The organism is Saccharomonospora sp. NPDC046836 (assembly GCF_040645195.1).
GTDB lineage: Bacteria > Actinomycetota > Actinomycetes > Mycobacteriales > Pseudonocardiaceae > Prauserella_A.
Genome location: NZ_JBEYXW010000006.1, coordinates 26,487 through 42,800, shown reverse-complemented (window position 1 = coordinate 42,800; position 16,314 = coordinate 26,487). Strand labels below are relative to the sequence as shown.

The 16,314-nt window shown below is 68.5% G+C and carries 13 protein-coding genes and 4 tRNA genes; 5 read left to right on the top strand and 12 right to left on the bottom strand.

Annotation, left to right across the window (positions count from 1 at the left end; translation table 11 throughout):
- Window positions 1–7 precede the first annotated feature (7 nt).
- From ABZ863_RS10030 to ABZ863_RS10000, 7 genes are all read right to left on the bottom strand, one after another.
- Window positions 8–559 carry an HIT domain-containing protein gene (locus ABZ863_RS10030; protein ID WP_358533308.1) on the bottom strand — a complete coding sequence of 184 codons (552 nt, stop codon included), beginning with the start codon at window positions 557–559 and terminating at the stop codon, window positions 8–10.
- Entirely contained in the window at window positions 549–2,618 is a 2,070-nt protein-coding gene (gene thrS, locus ABZ863_RS10025; protein ID WP_358533305.1) for a threonine--tRNA ligase, read from the bottom strand. The genes ABZ863_RS10030 and thrS overlap by 11 nt, the downstream gene beginning before the upstream one ends.
- Before the next feature lie 101 nt (window positions 2,619–2,719).
- Window positions 2,720–4,228 carry a sugar transferase gene (locus ABZ863_RS10020; protein ID WP_358533302.1) on the bottom strand — a complete coding sequence of 503 codons (1,509 nt, stop codon included), beginning with the start codon at window positions 4,226–4,228 and terminating at the stop codon, window positions 2,720–2,722.
- Between the two features lie 358 nt (window positions 4,229–4,586).
- Window positions 4,587–5,075 (bottom strand): SRPBCC family protein, encoded by a 489-nt coding sequence (locus ABZ863_RS10015; RefSeq protein ID WP_358533300.1) that lies wholly within the window; start codon window positions 5,073–5,075, stop codon window positions 4,587–4,589.
- On the bottom strand, window positions 5,056–5,412 hold the full coding sequence (locus ABZ863_RS10010) for a metalloregulator ArsR/SmtB family transcription factor (RefSeq protein WP_358533297.1): 357 nt from the start codon (window positions 5,410–5,412) through the stop codon (window positions 5,056–5,058). The genes ABZ863_RS10015 and ABZ863_RS10010 overlap by 20 nt, the downstream gene beginning before the upstream one ends.
- A 157-nt stretch (window positions 5,413–5,569) precedes the next feature.
- Entirely contained in the window at window positions 5,570–6,595 is a 1,026-nt protein-coding gene (locus tag ABZ863_RS10005) for a hypothetical protein (protein ID WP_358533294.1), read from the bottom strand.
- 425 nt (window positions 6,596–7,020) lie between these two features.
- Window positions 7,021–7,092: transfer RNA gene (locus ABZ863_RS10000), tRNA-Val, on the bottom strand.
- Between the two features lie 396 nt (window positions 7,093–7,488).
- Between ABZ863_RS10000 and ABZ863_RS09995 the strand changes: the two genes are divergently transcribed.
- The 4 genes from ABZ863_RS09995 (at window position 7,489) to ABZ863_RS09980 (ending at window position 8,302) form a co-directional block, all read left to right on the top strand.
- The gene (locus ABZ863_RS09995) at window positions 7,489–7,914 is read left to right on the top strand and encodes an SsgA family sporulation/cell division regulator (RefSeq protein WP_110339145.1); all 426 of its coding nucleotides are present in this window, start codon (window positions 7,489–7,491) and stop codon (window positions 7,912–7,914) included.
- Between the two features lie 112 nt (window positions 7,915–8,026).
- Window positions 8,027–8,099 (top strand) — tRNA-Gly (locus tag ABZ863_RS09990).
- A gap of 55 nt (window positions 8,100–8,154) precedes the next feature.
- A tRNA-Cys gene (locus ABZ863_RS09985) sits at window positions 8,155–8,226 on the top strand.
- A gap of 1 nt (window position 8,227) precedes the next feature.
- Window positions 8,228–8,302, top strand: a tRNA-Val gene (locus ABZ863_RS09980).
- Window positions 8,303–8,985: 683 nt separating this feature from the next.
- On the opposite strand, the gene ABZ863_RS09975 is transcribed toward ABZ863_RS09980, so the two are convergent.
- A complete protein-coding gene (locus ABZ863_RS09975) occupies window positions 8,986–9,774 on the bottom strand; it encodes a hypothetical protein (protein ID WP_358533290.1) in 789 nt (262 codons plus the stop codon).
- A gap of 315 nt (window positions 9,775–10,089) precedes the next feature.
- On the opposite strand from ABZ863_RS09975, the gene ABZ863_RS09970 reads away from it, so the two are divergent.
- Entirely contained in the window at window positions 10,090–11,463 is a 1,374-nt protein-coding gene (locus tag ABZ863_RS09970) for an MFS transporter (RefSeq protein ID WP_358533287.1), read from the top strand.
- Between the two features lie 64 nt (window positions 11,464–11,527).
- Here ABZ863_RS09970 and ABZ863_RS09965 read toward each other — a convergent pair whose 3' ends face one another.
- From ABZ863_RS09965 to folP, 4 genes are read right to left on the bottom strand one after another with little or no spacing between them, the layout of a single operon-like run.
- The gene (locus tag ABZ863_RS09965; protein ID WP_358533285.1) at window positions 11,528–12,574 is read right to left on the bottom strand and encodes an enoyl-CoA hydratase/isomerase family protein; all 1,047 of its coding nucleotides are present in this window, start codon (window positions 12,572–12,574) and stop codon (window positions 11,528–11,530) included.
- 1 nt (window position 12,575) lies between these two features.
- Window positions 12,576–13,976 (bottom strand): amidohydrolase family protein, encoded by a 1,401-nt coding sequence (locus ABZ863_RS09960; RefSeq protein WP_358533282.1) that lies wholly within the window; start codon window positions 13,974–13,976, stop codon window positions 12,576–12,578.
- A complete protein-coding gene (locus ABZ863_RS09955) occupies window positions 13,973–15,460 on the bottom strand; it encodes a CoA transferase (protein ID WP_358533279.1) in 1,488 nt (495 codons plus the stop codon). Before ABZ863_RS09955 ends, ABZ863_RS09960 begins: the two co-directional genes overlap by 4 nt.
- Window positions 15,460–16,296, bottom strand: a complete 837-nt coding sequence (folP, locus tag ABZ863_RS09950; RefSeq protein ID WP_358533276.1) for a dihydropteroate synthase — start codon at window positions 16,294–16,296, stop codon at window positions 15,460–15,462. Before folP ends, ABZ863_RS09955 begins: the two co-directional genes overlap by 1 nt.
- Between the last annotated feature and the right edge of the window lie 18 nt (window positions 16,297–16,314).

The window sequence follows — 16,314 nt, the reverse complement described above, 5'->3', positions numbered from 1 at the left end:
CCGCGTCTCACCAGGCGTTCGCGAGCAGCTCCCTGGTCTCGCCCAGCAGCTGCGGCAACACCTTGGTGTGGCCGATCACGGGCATGAAGTTGGAGTCGCCGCCCCACCTCGGCACCACGTGCTGGTGCAGGTGGGCGGCGATGCCGGCACCGGCGATGACACCCTGGTTCATGCCGATGTTGAAGCCGTGCGCGCCGGAGACAGTGCGCACCACCGTCATGGCGTGCTGGGTGAACTCGGCGACCTCGGCCGTCTCCTCGCCCGTCAGGTCCGGATAGTCGGCGACGTGCCGGTAGGGCACGACCATGAGGTGCCCTGGGTTGTACGGGTAGAGGTTGAGCACCGCGTACACGGTCCTGCCGCGCGCCACGATCAGCGCGTCCTCGTCGGCCATCTCCACGAGCCGGCAGAACGGGCAGCCCTGCGGCTCGTCGCCCTCGGGTTTGTTCTCGCCCTTGATGTAGGCGAGCCGGTGCGGGGTCCACAACCGCTGCAGCTGGTCGGGGACCCCGATGCCGTCCTGGCCGACGAACTCGGGGGCGCCGGCGTCACTTGCCAACGAAAGCCTCCAGCGCCTCCGCCGACGGCGAGGCGTTCTCCCGCCGTGCCACCCAGTCCGCGATGGTGTCCACCGCGGTGGCCACGGGCACGCTGTTGATCTGGCTGCCGTCGCGGAACCGGAACGACACCGCACCCGCCTCGACGTCCTTGCCGCCTGCCAGCAGCATGAACGGCACCTTCTGCGTGGTGTGGGTACGGATCTTCTTCTGCATCCGCTCGTCGCCGGTGTCGACCTCGGCGCGAATTCCCTTGGCCCGCAACGCCTTCTCGACGCCGCGCAGATGCTCGACGTGCTCGTCGGCGATCGGGATGCCCACCACCTGCACCGGCGACAGCCAGGCCGGGAACGCGCCGGCGTAGTGCTCGGTCAGCACACCGAAGAACCGCTCGATGGAGCCGAACAGGGCGCGGTGGATCATCACCGGACGCTTGCGGGAGCCGTCCGTCGCGGTGTATTCGAGCTCGAACAGCTCGGGCAGGTTGAAGTCGAGCTGGATGGTCGACATCTGCCATGACCGGCCCAGCGCGTCCTTGACCTGCACCGAGATCTTCGGCCCGTAGAACGCGGCCCCACCGGGGTCCGGCACCAGCTCGAGCCCGGAGGACTCGCCGGCCACACGCAGCACCTCGGTGGCCTCGGCCCAGATCTCGTCCGAACCCACGTACTTCTCGTCGTTGCGAGTGGACAGCTCGAGATAGAAGTCGGTGAGACCGTAGTCGCGCAGCAGGTTGAGCACGAAGTCGAGCAGCGACTTCAGCTCGTCGGCCACCTGCTCGGGTGTGCAGAAGATGTGCGCGTCGTCCTGCGTGAAGCCACGAGCGCGGGTCAGCCCGTGCACCACCCCGGACTTCTCGTACCGGTACACCGTTCCGAACTCGAACAGCCGCATCGGCAGATCCCGGTAGGACCGGCCGCGCGAGGCGAAGATCAGGTCGTGGAACGGGCAGTTCATCGGCTTGAGGTAGTAGTCCTGCCCCGGCTTGCGGACGTTGCCGTGCTCGTCGTACTCGGCGTCGAGGTGCATGGCCGGGTACATGCCGTCGCGGTACCAGTCCAGGTGGCCGGACACCTCGAACAGCCTGCCCTTGGTGATGTGCGGCGAGTACACGAACTCGTAGCCGGCCTCAACATGCCGCTGGCGGGAGTAGTTCTCCATCTCCTGCCGGATGATGCCGCCCTTGGGGTGGAACACCGGCAGGCCGGAGCCGATCTCGTCGGGGAACGAGAACAGGTCCAGTTCCGCGCCGAGCTTGCGGTGGTCCCGCCGCTCGGCCTCGGCCAGCAGCTCGAGGTAGGTGTCCTGGGCCTCGGCGGACTCCCACGCGGTGCCGTAGATCCGCTGCAGCTGGGGGTTCTTCTCATCGCCCCGCCAGTACGCGGCGGCGACCCGCGTCAGCTTGAACGCCGGGATGTACTTGGTGGTCGGCACGTGCGGGCCGCGGCACAGGTCACTCCAGACCCGTTCCTTGGTCCGCGGGTCGAGGTTGTCGTAGATCGTCAGCTCACCGCCGCCGACCTCCATGACCTCGGAGGTGTCCACTCCCTGATCGGACTTCAGGTCGACCAGCTCGAGCTTGAACGGCTCGCCGGCCAGCTCCTCCTTGGCCGCGGCGACCGACTCCAGCACGCGGCGGGAGAACTGCTGCGAGCCCTTGATGATCTGCTTCATGCGCTTCTCGAGCGCCTGCAGGTCCTCAGGCGTGAACGGCCGGTCCACCGCGAAGTCGTAGTAGAAGCCGTCCTTGACCGGCGGGCCGATACCGAGCTTGGCCTCCGGGAACTGCTGCTGCACGGCCTGCGCGAGCACGTGCGCCGCCGAGTGGCGGATGACGCTGCGGCCGTCCTCGGTGTTCGCCGCGACCGGCTCGACCTCGACGTCATCGGCCGGCGCCCACGCGAGGTCACGCAGGTTGCCGTCGGGATCGCGCACGACGACGACGGCATCGGCGCCCTTGCCGGGGAGTCCGGCCTCGCGGACCGCGGTGCCCGCCGTAGTGCCTGCCGGTACCACCACGCGCGCGGCGGATGCGGCCGGGACTGACGACAACTGGGACACGGTGGACTCCCTCAAACGCGATAACACGTGTATTTACGCGTCGATGCTATCCGCCGCCGGTTGGCCACCCGCACGTCAGGCGGTCCTGACGACGGGCCGCATCAGTAGGCGCCACGCCCACCGACGACCGCGCGCAGCGTCTTCCACAGGATGACCATGTCCAGCGCCAGCGACCAGTCCTCGACATAGCGCAGGTCCAGCCGCACGCTCTCCTCCCACGACAGGTCGCTGCGGCCGCTGACCTGCCAGAGCCCGGTCAGGCCCGGCTTCACGAGCAACCGCCTGCGCACGTCGGGCGCGTACCGGGCGGTCTCCTCCGGCAGCGGTGGCCGCGGGCCGACCAGCGACATCCGGCCCGCGAGCACGTTGAGCAGCTGCGGCAACTCGTCGAGCGAGTACCGGCGCAGCAGCGCACCGACTCTGGTCACCCGGGGATCGTTGCGGATCTTGAACAGCGGCCCGGAGGCCTGGTTGTCAGCGAGCAGGTCCGACCGCGCGGCGTGGGCACCGGTGACCATCGTGCGGAACTTCAACATCGTGAACGTGTCACCGTCCCGGCCGACGCGCTGCTGCCGGTAGATGACCGGGCCGCCGTCGCCCAGCTTGACGGCGAGCGCGATGGTCAGCAGCACCGGTGCCGTGACGGTGAGCAGGACGGCCGCGCCGAGCCGGTCGACGAGCTCCTTGACGATCCGGCGGCCACCGGCGAACACCGGCGCGGTCACCCGCAGCAGCGGCATCCCGAGCACACCAGAGACGTTGAGCCGGGGGCCTGCGATCTCCATGAGCACCGGCGCGACGACCAGCTCGGCCGACGTGCCCTCCAGGTCCCACGCGAGCTGCTGTAGCCGTCGCGGGTTCCAGTAGGCGTCCGCGGTGACGGCGACCACGCGGTAGCCGCCCCGGCGCACCTGCTCGGCGAGTGTGTCGAGTGCGCCGGTCACGGGCACGCCGAGTACCTCGCCGGGTGCATCGGAACCGGCCGGGGTGCAGACCGCCTCCACCCGCCAGCCGACGTGGGACATGGCCCGTGTGCGCTCGATGAGGTCGCAGACGGTGTCGGGGTGACCGGCAGCCAGCACAGGCAGCAGGTACCGGCCCTGACGGCGGAAACGGTGCACCAGCCTGCGCAGCACATACCGGGTGGGCAGGATGACCAGCGCAACCAACGGGACCACGGTGAACACCCAGGGCCTGACCTCGAGTGCCCCGGCGAGCAGTCCACCCAGCGCGACGAGCACCCCCGCCATCACCAGTCCTCGCCCGACCCGGCGGAACTCCTCGGCGCCCTCGCCCAGCACCTGTGTGCTCCACGCCCGGTTGGCCGGCAGCGAGCACAACACGGCGGCGGCGGTGCCCAGGGCGTGCCGCTCGTCGAAGCGGTCGAACCCGCCGATGAACAGCGCGCCGACCGCGACGACGAGCACGGTGGCCAGCACGTCGCCGAGGACGACCCACGACCGGTAGCGCCTCTCCCACTCCAGGACCGGGCTCGGCGCCGTCGCGCCACGCTGCCCCGCCGTCACGTCCAGCGGGCGAGAGGTCCACCAGGGGCCGATGTGCGACACGCGACGGTCAGGTCGCGATGGCGGCGACATCGACTCGTCCACGGAGCCTCCCGCATCAGTTCAGGTGCGCCAGACTCGGGCACGCGCCGACACCGCCGATTCGAACACGCTGAGTAGCCATTCGGCCTGCACGGTCCGTCATCAGTCCGGGGCTACCCGCCGTGGTATCGGTCACCCTTGGCGGAGTGTTACATGGGAAAATCCAAAGGTTGAGCCAATTTGGTTAACCCTGACGATCGAACTGACTACCAAGCGATGACCTTCCGTGATCTTGGATACTGGGCAACCAACTACCCTCAGTAGTCGTTGATCAATGACAGCACCGGCCGGTCTGTCACAGCCACCTGTCGTGCGAGCCGACCGAGCGGCCGGCTCGCATGGCGGTGGCGGTACGGGCTGGTCAGCGCAATGCGACGACAGCCTCTTCGAGCAGGTCCAGTGCGTCCTGCATGCCCGCTTCCATACCGGAGTTGATGTGCATGTCGCGGTGTTCGCGTGTCTCGTGCTGCACGAGGACGCTGAGGGTCGTACGCCCGTCGCGCTCGGTCAGCGTCATCGTGTTGACCGCTCCCGCGTCGGGAAAGCCCTCGAAGACCTCGGTGCAGACAATGCGCTCGTGCGGCACCAGCTCCCGGTACTCCCCGTGGAACGCGACCTCCATCCCGTCGTCGGTCACCATCACCCACCGCCAGGTCCCGCCGACCCGCAGATCGATGTCGGCGACAGTGACCGCGCCCCGGCGGGCCGACCACCAGCGCTTGACCAGCTCGGGCGTCGTCCACGCCCGGTAGACCAGGTGCCGGGGCGCGTTGAACTCGCGGGTGATCAGGATCTGGGTGTCGGACGGCAGTGTCACTACCGCTGTCCCGCTACTCGTCGTCTCGGCCATTGCTCTGCTCCTCTTCGATGAGTTCCTCCAGCACGACGTCCAGTGCGTCGAACCGGTCCTGCCAGGTCTGCTCGTATTTCTTGACCCAGTCGTGAATGGCCTGCAGCGGCCGGCCGTTCAGCCGGTACCTCCGCTGCCGCCCTTCCTCGCGCACCTGCACCAGGCCCACCTCCCTGAGCACTTTCAGATGCTTGGAGACCTGCGGTTGCGCCAGCCCGAGCCGCGTGACCAGGTCGTTCACCACGCATTCCCCGCCGGCCAGCAGGTCAAGGATCTCCCGCCGCCTTGGCTCGGCCACCGCGTTGAACGCATCCGTTGTCGTCGCTGCTCGCGCCATACAGCCATCGTATACCCATATGGGAATATGTAAACCCGCAGACGGTGGCGGCGCAGAAACGTGCCGGTTCGTCACCCCAGATACGACTCAGGGCCGGTGCACATCGACTGTGCACCGGCCCTGATCAGCGTGGGCTGTACTGCAGACGCCCTGCGCGTCATCGGTCGACCCATTGGAACTCTCGACTGTCGTGCTCGGGCTCGACATAGGCGCCCGGCGCATAGCGCCCGCAATTCGTGACGTGCCACATGTATGTTCCCTGGATCATGATCCCCAGCTGGCGGACATAGCTTTGCGCCCTGTCGTGCCACTCGCCGAAGTAGGGAAGATGCTCCTGTAGCGACATGAACTCGCGAAGATCGTTGTCGTGGAACTCCAAGGCCGCCACGTACGCCTCTTCGATGCTCATGTCGTGGTGGTGGCGCATGCCGAGCACGATGTTGACGACGTCCCCTCGTCGGCTGAGTTCCTTCGGCAGGGAGATGAGGTCGTTGTGCCAGCCGATCAACCTCCCTGACAACGCGTGGAGGCGCAGGATCACCGGATGCTCCAGCACCGTGTCAGGGAGCGTGCGGAAGTCCTGCTCCATGCAGACGTATTTGGCGAACGGCACCCCGCCCGACGTGTTCTCCCGGATCGGCAGCAGGACCTCCAGCGGAGGGACTTGGTCGGCCGCGATCCACTGCTTCTCCGCCTGGTAGGCGATCAACATGTGGTCGATCTCGGCAATGAACTTGTCGTAGAGGCGCGGGGGCATCCCACAACCCATCGCGTCCTGCCGGAGGAGATAGAACTGTCGGTAGATCCCCAGATCCTGGGGCTCGGCCCCGTCCTCGCCCGTCAGCAGGGCCATGATGCGGTCCCGAGCCCGCGAGACCTCGGCGGAGCTGGAGTGATCAAAATAGTCGTCCATCATCGCCCCTGAGGACGTGAACCGGGCGACGGGGCGCAACTCCGCCAACCTCAGCTGGGGAAACGCTCGCGCCGGGATATCGGTCAGCCTGTGGCGCTTGTGGCGCTCCCGTGCCCCCGGCGAGTTGAATCGGTAGTCCTCGTCGATCCATCGGTCGCATTCCCGCGCCAGGGCGTCGATGTGGGGATTGACAAGATCGGGAAACGGATACCGAGGGCGGGGCAGTTTCGCGAAACGGGCGTAGAGCTGTTCCTCGGTCTCGCAGCTCATGACCCCGTTCCCTTCAGTGGTCCCTACCGAAAACCAATGCCACTATGGCGCGGCGTGCAAGGCCGGCAACACCACCGCGCGGGTGAGGCGGAGTGCCCCGGTGCAACCGGCTGGCGTCGGGACACGGCTCTGATTCAGCGGAGCTGCCATCGGCAGGAGCAACTCCACCGCATCCTCACGCGCATGAAGTCGGATCGGCTCTACGCGATGTGGGTCTTGGTCGCCACGACCGGCATGCGGCACCCTGACATCGCGGGTCTCGAGTGCAGACCGATCACGAATAGCGACCACGCAACTCCAGGATGCAACCAGGGGAACTTCGAGCGAACCGTGTGGCCACAAGATTGACCACCAGGCCCGCTGGCAACGTGCCACGTAAAAAAACCAGGGGCCCTGACCTTGCCGGTCAGGGCCCCTGGCTGACGTGGGCGATACTGGGATCGAACCAGTGACCTCTTCGGTGTGAACGAAGCGCTCTCCCGCTGAGCTAATCGCCCGCTCGCGGCGTGAAACAGACTGTACCGGACGACGTTTCGGACCCGGCAAACGGGTGGTCTCGACACTCCACGGTCCGCACATCGGTCGGCACGCAGCGTAGGACTTCCAGCTAGTGGGCATACGGCCAGATGGATGACCGCGTGGACGGGACGGAGGTCACCCGCAACATTCGCGACACAGTCCTATCGCCCGCGCGGTAAACCGAGCAGTATGGACGCGTGAGCGATCACGGAACCACACACGAGGACCGATGAGCCGAGAGTGATGGGGAGACGGGCCGCGGCGTGACACGTAAGTGTGATGTCGGCGGAAACGGCGAGCGAGTCGGGACCCGAGCGCGTCTCACCGTCGAGACTCGGCCGATCCGGCCGGGAAGGGAGCAGAAGGGTACGACCATGCGAAACGATCACGTGACGCTCCGGTCCACGGCGGTCTTCGACCTGCTGGCGCCGCGGACTCCTCCCGTGCCAGTGAAGGTCGAGCTGCGCTACGACACCCGTGACCCCTACGCGGTCGTCGCGGCGTTCCGCACCGGCCGCGCGGGCTGGGTGGAATGGGTCTACGCACGCGACCTGCTGGCCGACGGCCTGCTCGCGGACGCCGGCGACGGGGATGTGCGGATCCGCCCTTCCGTCGAGGATCCCGAATCGGTACTGATCGAGCTGAACTCGCCGTCGGGGCACGCGATGTTCGAGGCATCAGCGCAGGAGCTGGCAGACTTCCTTGACCGCACCTACGACGTTGTACTGCCTGGCAACGAGCACCTGTGGGTCGACGTGGACGACGCGCTCACCCACCTGATCCCGAACGATCTGAGCTGATGGCGGGCCGACAACCCGAGATGGACACCCCCCGTGCACGCACTGTTTCGAGTGTCCGATACAGTTCTGCACACACCACGAAGACGGGGCGCGAGCCCCGAAATCGGGGAATGCGGACGTAGCGCAGTTGGTAGCGCATCACCTTGCCAAGGTGAGGGTCGCGGGTTCGAGTCCCGTCGTCCGCTCGGCTGCGGCGGCTTTCCGCAGTTGGATCAGGCGACTGCCCGATCCACATAACACGGCGGAGTGGCCGAGTGGTTCAGGCAAGGGCCTGCAAAGCCCTGTACACGGGTTCGATTCCCGTCTCCGCCTCGCGCGATTAGCTCAGCGGGAGAGCGCTACCTTGACACGGTAGAGGTCACTGGTTCGATCCCAGTATCGCGCACCACCTGTTTTACCAGGTCAGACCCCCAGCGGTGATCATCACCGGTGGGGGTTTTGTCGTTGCTGGGAGGCAAAATGGGAGGCGTTGATCTTGCCTTACTGTGTTCGTGCCATTGGTGTCCACCACTGACAGCACTGGCTACCGGCGTGGCCCGCAACGTGACGTGATGTGACAGTTATTATTCGCGATCCGTGACCGGCGTGGATCCGGATGATCTGCCGTCTGAGGGCGGGTTCGAACTACCCTGGCCCTCGGTGACGGCGCGGGTCATGAAGAGATCGAACGCGTGGTCAGTGGGCACGGTGGCGGCCGAGATGAGGGCAGGCAGCTCAACACCTGCCAAACGCCGTTTAGCTGCGATGTCCTCGAAACGCAGTGTGTCGCTTGCTGTAACTTCCTAGTCCGCAAACCCAGGGGTCTCCTAAGCAGGTGTACGAGCCGCTGCGCTGATCACGCTCGGGCACAGGTGTCGCCGAAGCGGATCTGGCGGCTCATGCGGAATAACGCACCACCGTCACAGGCCAGACGCCAGTTCCGGCCCCGGATCTGATCGGCCGCGACTTCACCACCGAGGCGGTCAACCAGCGCTGGAGCCGTGGCGGGGTGGGCCATCGCCGAGCACGTGCGCACCGAACTGGTCACCACCGCGCAGCGGCACCGTAAAGCGCCAGTGCCTTTTCCGTGGGTTACTCGGCGACGACGGTGAAGTGGGCGGTGCGGACCATGTCCTCGTGCTTGAAGTCCAGGAACAGCCGGTAGGTGCCGGGGCCGGGAACGTGGGCCTGGAAGGCGATCTCCGGGCCCGGTTGTGTCACGCCGTCGCCGGGGGCGCCGTCCGGGTGGACGTGGACGTAGGCAAGGTCTCCCAGTCGCAGAGCGACAAGGTGCCCGTAGGCGCCGAGGTAGGGCTGCAGGTCCGTGACCGGTTCACCGTTGTGGTGCACCGTAAGCACCAGTTGGTTGGCCTCCTCGGGCCGCAACTCGCCTTTGATGCCGACGTTGTAGCCATCGACCTCGAACGCGGCGGTCGGCTCCGGTACTGGGCGCGGCTCGTAGGCACCCGCCACGGCCAGGTCCGCCCCGAGCGTGAGCCCCTTCTCCGCGCCCTCCGGCCAGAAGTCCGCGAGCACCCGGTACTCACCTGCTTCCGGCAGGGTCAGCCGGACCGTCCAGACACCGTCACCCAGTTCGACCGGGTGCAGGTGCCAGAACCCGGTGAGGTCCCGACGGGCGACGATCAGGTGGATCTTCTTCTCGTGGGTAGCGGCGAAGGCGGTCAGCGGAGCGCCGTCCTTCCCGAGGATCCGGAACCGGTAATCGACCGTCTCCCCCGCCCGCAGCCGCAGCGTCTCCGGAGCGAGGACGTGGCCGTCCTTGGCGATCTGAAGCCCCTCCGCAGCGACGCCCACGCCGCCGTGGCCGTGGTGCCCGTGCGCTTGGTGGGCGGGGTGAGCGGCGTGCGTTCCCATGTTCATCACAATCCCCTTCCATATACCCCCATGGGGTATCGTGCTGACGTCAGGGACGTTGCCAGCAATGCAGCCGAAGATCAATGTGATCCAGCACTCGTTACCCTGCAGAGGTATATGCGCATCCGCAGGTCATTCATTGGTCATACCGACTTCGACCTTGTGACCAGCGGAAACGTCCAGTCTGATGCCGCGCAGGGCCGGCGACGATCAGCGTTGACACATACCCTCCACTGGTATATAAACACTCGGGCGTAGATACCCCTCGCGGGTATAAGGCGGTGTTCTGCGGTGACGTCGGTTGCCCGGGAGGAGACGGACATGGGCTTGTTCGCGATTCGCGACTACCGGCGGCTGTTCAGCGCTCAAGTCATCGCGTTGTTCGGTACCGGTTTGGCTACCGTCGCGCTGGGGTTGCTCGCGTACGAGCTCGCGGGTCCGCGTGCCGGTGCGGTTCTCGCCACCGCGCTGACGATCAAGATGGTCGCGTATGTGGTCATTGCACCGCTCGCGGCCGGGTACGTCGATCGGCTGCCCAGACGTTGGTTCCTCACGATCCTCGACGTGGTGCGGGCTCTGGTGGTGATCGCGCTGCCGTTCGTCACCGAGGTGTGGCACATCTACGTCCTGATCGGGGTTCTCCAGACCGCGTCAGCGGCATTCACCCCGACGTTTCAGGCGGTCATCCCCGACATCGTGACCAAGGAGGCCGACTACACCCGCGCCCTGTCCGCATCGCAGGTGGCCTCCACCATGGAGAGCCTGTTGAGCCCCGTGCTCGCGGCTGCGGCGCTCACCTTCATGTCGTTCAACCTGCTGTTCCTCGGCACCTCCCTCGGGTTCGCCGTGTCCGCGCTGCTGGTTCTGTCCACGCGCATCCCCAACGCACGCCCCAGCGCGCGCACGAACGCCTGGGACCGGGCCGTGGCGGGGATCCGCACTTTCGCGTCGACCCCGAGTCTGCGCGGCGTCATGGCGCTGAACCTGGTGGTCGCCGCCGTCGGCTCCATCGTGGTCGTCAACACCGTGAACTACGTCCGCGACGTTCTCGGCGGAACCCAATCCGATGTGGCCTGGATGCTCGCCGCGTCCGGCACGGGGACGCTGTTGGTTGCCCTCGTCCTCCCGCGTGTCCTGGACCGGGTGACGGACCGGTTCGTGATGCTGATCGGTGCCGCGGTGCTGGTGCTCGCGGTCGGCGCGACGGTCACGATGTCCGCGGCGAGCGTCGCCGCAATACCGCTGGCCGGGGTGATCTGGGTGGCGATCGGTGGCGGGATGGCGCTGATCATCACGCCGACCGGGCGGGTGCTTCGCCGGGCGGTCGATCCCACCGGAATTCCCGAAGTCTTCGCTGCCCAGTTCTCGCTGTCCCACCTGGCCTGGCTGATCACCTATCCCATCGCCGGATGGGTCGCGACGCACGCGGGCTTCACGACCACCTGGACCGTGCTGGCGAGCCTAGCGGCAATCGGAGCCGTCACGGCACTGGCGGTCTGGCCGCGCGACGAGAAGGTCGCGGTCGGAGGGCGTACGGCAGCGAAGGTCCAGACACCCATCAAAAAGGCCGAGGCCGGAGGCCGCGCCACGGTGGCGGTCGCTTCCGCCAGGACCGCAGTCGCAACCCGGGAAGCCGCAGAGGCTGCGCAGAGCACACTCGCGGCAGGCCAGTGCGCCTGCGTTCGCACCATCTGAAGTCGCCGGCCAACACCGCATAGAACTCTGGTCGATCAGCCTGGCCCCGACCTTGCTGTCGGTGCTAGCTCTCGACCGCGTCTATGAGTCCCCACGACCGTGCGGTGACCGCGTCGAGCGGCCGACCCGACAGTGCCATGTGGAGCGTGCGCCAACGTCCGATTCGCCGGGGGAGGCTGACCGTGCCCCCGGCGCCGGGAATCAGGCCCATCGACACCTCGGGCAGCCGGAACGTGGTGTCCGGATGTGCGACCACACGCCCGGCGAACGCGGGCAGCTCGATCCCCGCTCCGACACAGCTGCCGTGAACGTGGACCTCCAGCCGGTCCGCAAGCCGGTGCATCGGCAGGGCGGCCCCAGCTCGCGTGCGGACGAGGTGGGCCGTCGCCAGGTCGGGCGTTGTGCCGAACTCGTCGAGGTCGCCGCCCGAGCAGAACGAGGGCCCCATACCGTCGAGGACGACCTTGTCGATGGTGCTGTCCAGCTCCGCGAGCTGCAGCGCGGCGACGAGCGCGTCGCGCAGTTCGCGTCCGTAGGCGTTGCGCCGTTGCGGTCGGTTCAGAGTGATGCGCAGCAACGCACCATCCCGCGAGAGGAGCACCGGATCGTGCACCTGCGGCGGCAGCGGGCGTGCCCTCCTGCGGGCGAGCCAGGTGGCGAACTCTGCTCCGCCCAGCAAAGTCGAGTAGGCGAAGGACTCGGCATCGAGCGCGGCGGGCACGTCGAGTTGCCCCGTGGCTCGCAGAATGTGCGCGAGCACCAGGGTGGCCTGCGGATTCGCGGTGGCGGCGGCCTGCAACGTGTTGGCGTCATCGGCGGGGTGGCTGCTGGCGACGAGCTCGCGCCGGGTGTCGGCGGCCGCGGGGACCAGCGACAGGTCGAGCGCCTCGGTCAGCGCGCGCGACTGCCCGGGAACGCGTTCTGCGGCGAGGCCGACCAGGACCCGGTCGCACGACTGTGCGGCCAGCGCGGCCCGTGCGAGGACGTGCGACGGCAACGGCGTGTCAAGGTCGACGACCAGCAGCGGGTGGCGCACTCGCCCTTCGGCGTCGAGGAGCGGTTCGTGCGCGGCTCCCTCCGCGAGTTCGGCGACCGAGACACAGGCGGCCATCTCAGCTCACCTGGCCGGATTCGGCGTGATAGGCCACCCGGCCGGCGCACACGGTCGCGCCGACGAGCCGGGCATCGGGGTCGCGCAGTGCCTCGTCGAGCGGCACGCGGAGCACGCAGAGGTCCGCAGGCGCTCCGATCTCGATGCGCCTGCGCCCTCCGCCGGGCCTTTCGAGCGGGGCGAGCAACCCGTCGAGTACCTGCCCGGCGGCTACCCGCTCCGCGGCACCGAATACGACCCCTTCCGTGGTACGGCGCTGCAATGCGGCCGCCATCGTGCGCCACGGGTCCTCGCTCGCGAACGGTGCGTCGCTGCTGGGCGCGACGCGAAGGCCCGCGCCCAACAGGCTCGCGTAACGGTAGAGGTCAGCGATGGCGGCCGGGAGGTCACGCCGGTACTGGTCGCCTCGCTCGGCGATGAATCCCGGCTGGGTGACCACGACGGGGCCGATCTCGGCGAGCAGCGGGAGCAGGTCCTGCCCCACCACGGCGGCGTGCTCGATGCGATCCTCCGGCAACGTGCCGACCTCACGCAGCACCGCCAGCGCGACCACAAGCGACTCGCGGGTCACGGCGTGGATCGCCACCGGCCTGTCCTGAGCGTGCGCGGCCAGGACCTTGGCACGCAGCGCCGCCCAGTCCGGCGGCTCGTGATCGGGCGGGAGGATCTTGCTCGGCCCCACCGTGACCCGGGGTGGCAGCGGCGCCCCGGTCGGGGCACCGAGAAGCTGCAGGCGTTGCGGCAGTTCCCCGCCGGCCGCGGCGCTCGCGAGCAGTCCCACTGTGTCCCCGTCGAGATCGGGGGTCGCATCGGTTACGCCGGTGATCCCGAGTGCTGACAACCTGTGCCCCACCGCGGACAGGTCCGGCGGGTGCGGCGTGCCGAGACGCTCGCGCAGTAACGCGTCCGCACGCCACATGCGGCCGGTGGGCCTGCCCTCGTCATCACGCTCGACCCCGGGCTCGTTCCCGAGCCACAGTTCGGCCACCGCCCGCGAGTTGAGCATCCACAATGCACCACTGCGGTGCTGGACGCGGACCGGCCGGTCGGCGACCATGCGGTCCAGCGCGAACCGGTCGAGCGACCCGGCGACGCTCTCGTGATACCCAATCCCGCGCACCCATCCCGGCGGCGCGGCGCGCAGCGTTTGCGACAGTCCACTGTGGTCGATTACTTCCGGGGGGCCGCAGCGCATCGAGGTGACGGCCGCCGCCAACGACAACAGGTGCAGGTGGTGATCGTGCAGTCCGGGGAGCACGGCGCCGCCGTCGGCGTCGACCACCGTCTCACCGGGTCGAGGCCGCAGTCCCGGTGCGATCTCGACAATCCGGTCGCCACCGCACCGGACGTCCGCTATCCGGCCGGGTACCAGCTCACCGCCCCGGACCAGTAGCGCGGTCACGGTAGCCCCAGCTCCGCAAGTACACGTGCGGTGTCCGCGCCGAGAGCCGCGGCGGGGCGCTCCGGTGACCGCGGTGCGGCCGGCACCGCCACCACCCGCTCATCCCGCTCGCCCAGCTCGGCAAGTCCAGTGTGGACCGTCGCCGCGACGTGTTCACGGAGCGCGAGGTCGGCCAGCCAGGTCCCGCCGCCGAGCCGGCACGCCAGCGCGACGAGCGCGGCATGCACTCCGGTCAGCGGGTCGGCGATGGCATCGCCGCACGGCGCCGGCACGCCGGTTGCCGGATCGAACGCGAGGAGCCCGCCCGCGACCGCGGTATCGTCGCCGAACCCCACGGCGTTCGACCAGGGCCCGGTTCGGCCATAGGCGGTGATGCTCACCCAGCACTTGGCCCGCGTCGCCGACAGCACGTCGTCAGCGACGACACCGAGCTGTCGCAACGCCCGCGGCCGGGAGCTCTCGATCACCACGTCCGCCGCGGCAACCAACCCGGCGAGCGCGGCTCTGCCCTCGGCTGTGCGGAAGTCCAGGGCGACCGACTCCTGACCGCTGTGCAGCAGGTCGTAGAACGCCGCAGAACCGAAACGGGCCCCGTCCGGCCGGTGCACGCTCTCAACCTTCACCACACGCGCCCCGAGCATCGTCAGCAGGTGGCCGCACAACGGGCCTGCCCACAGTGACGACAGGTCGACCACGAGCGTCGGCGGCAGCTCCCAGCGGCGCCGCGGCAACACCGGGCGAGCCCGGCCGGGACCGGCCGCGCGGTGCACCCGTCCATTGAGGACGAACGGCCAGACGTCTCCCGTCTGCCCCCGAGCCGACAGCTGCTCGTCCGAACCGTCCGGGTACTGCGTCGCGGGTAGCCCGAGCAACCGCGCTCGCTCAGCGAGCGGGCCCGCGGCGCGGCAGGCGACCCGCTCGGCCAGCACCGACCACGGCTCGCCCGGCACCGTGTCTGTTTCCAGCCAGGCGGGAAGCAGCTCCACATCGGAGGCCCTGGCCAGGTTCACCCCCAGCCACCCGTCGGCGGCTCGCAGGACACCGAATGCGCGGCCCGCCGACCAGGGGGCACCGCGGCGCAGGCCCGCCAGCACGGCCCGCGCCGCCAGCACCTGCGCACCAGGCAGTGACACCGTCCGCCCGGCGATCCGGGCGAGCAACTCCGTCGCCAGCAGGGCACCGCGTGCGGCGCTGGCGGGGAACCCGGGCGCCGGCAGTGGCGGCCCGTCCGCGCGACCGGTCAACGCCATCGCGCCCGACGCGGCCCAGTCCGCCTCGGCACTCGCATCGGTCGCCTGCACGGCAGGAATGCCGGGCACCATCAGCGTTCCATCACCGTCGATGACGCCGTCGAGGTCCACCATCGGTGCGTCCCCGCGCAGGACCGTGGCGCCGAGCGATGACAGCATCCTCGCCGCGTGCCGCACAGCCGGGCCGCCGCCGGAAACGGCGACGCGTAACCGGTCCAGCGGGCCTCGGGACACTAGGTCAGTCCCCGGACGACCCTGGCCGGCTGCTTGGTTCCCTTGATCACCGAGACCATCTCCAGCGTCTGCCGGGTCTCGGCCACATTGTGCGCGCGGAACACCGCCACGCCCTGCCAGGCACACACCGCCGTCGCGGCCAACGTCCCGTACAAGCGGTCCTGCACCTGTGCGCCAAGCGACTCCCCCACGAAGTCCTTGTTGGACAGTGCGGCCAGCACCGGCCACCCCGTGTCGACGAGGCGCCCGATGTTCCTCGTCAGACTGAGGGAATGCCACGTGTTCTTGCCGAAGTCGTGGGTCGGGTCGATCAGGATGCCCTCGCGTGGCACACCGAGACGCACCAGTTCCTCAGCGCGGTGCGACACCTCGGCGACGACGTCCTCGACGAGATCGGGGTAGCTCACGCGGAACGGTCGTGTCCGCGGGGGCACCCCACCGGTGTGCGAGCAGACGTACCCCACCCCGAACTCGGCCGCCACCTCGGCCAGCAGCGGATCGGCACCGGCCCAGGTGTCGTTGAGCAGGTCGGCCCCTTCCTCGCAGACCCGCCGACCTACCTGATGCCGCCAGGTGTCCACACTGATCACCAGGTCCGGAAACCGCGCCCGCACCTCGGCGACGAACGGCACGACCCTGCGGATCTCCTCCTCGACATCGACCACGGAGCCGGGCCCCGCCTTGACACCTCCAATGTCCACAATGTCCGCACCCTCCGCCACCGCTCGCTCCACCGCCGCAAGGGCCTCACCGGCGGCGTAGGTGGCGCCGCGGTCGTAGAACGAGTCGGGCGTCCGATTGACGATCGCCATGATCAACGCGCGATCCTGCCCCATCCGACGGTCACCGAACCG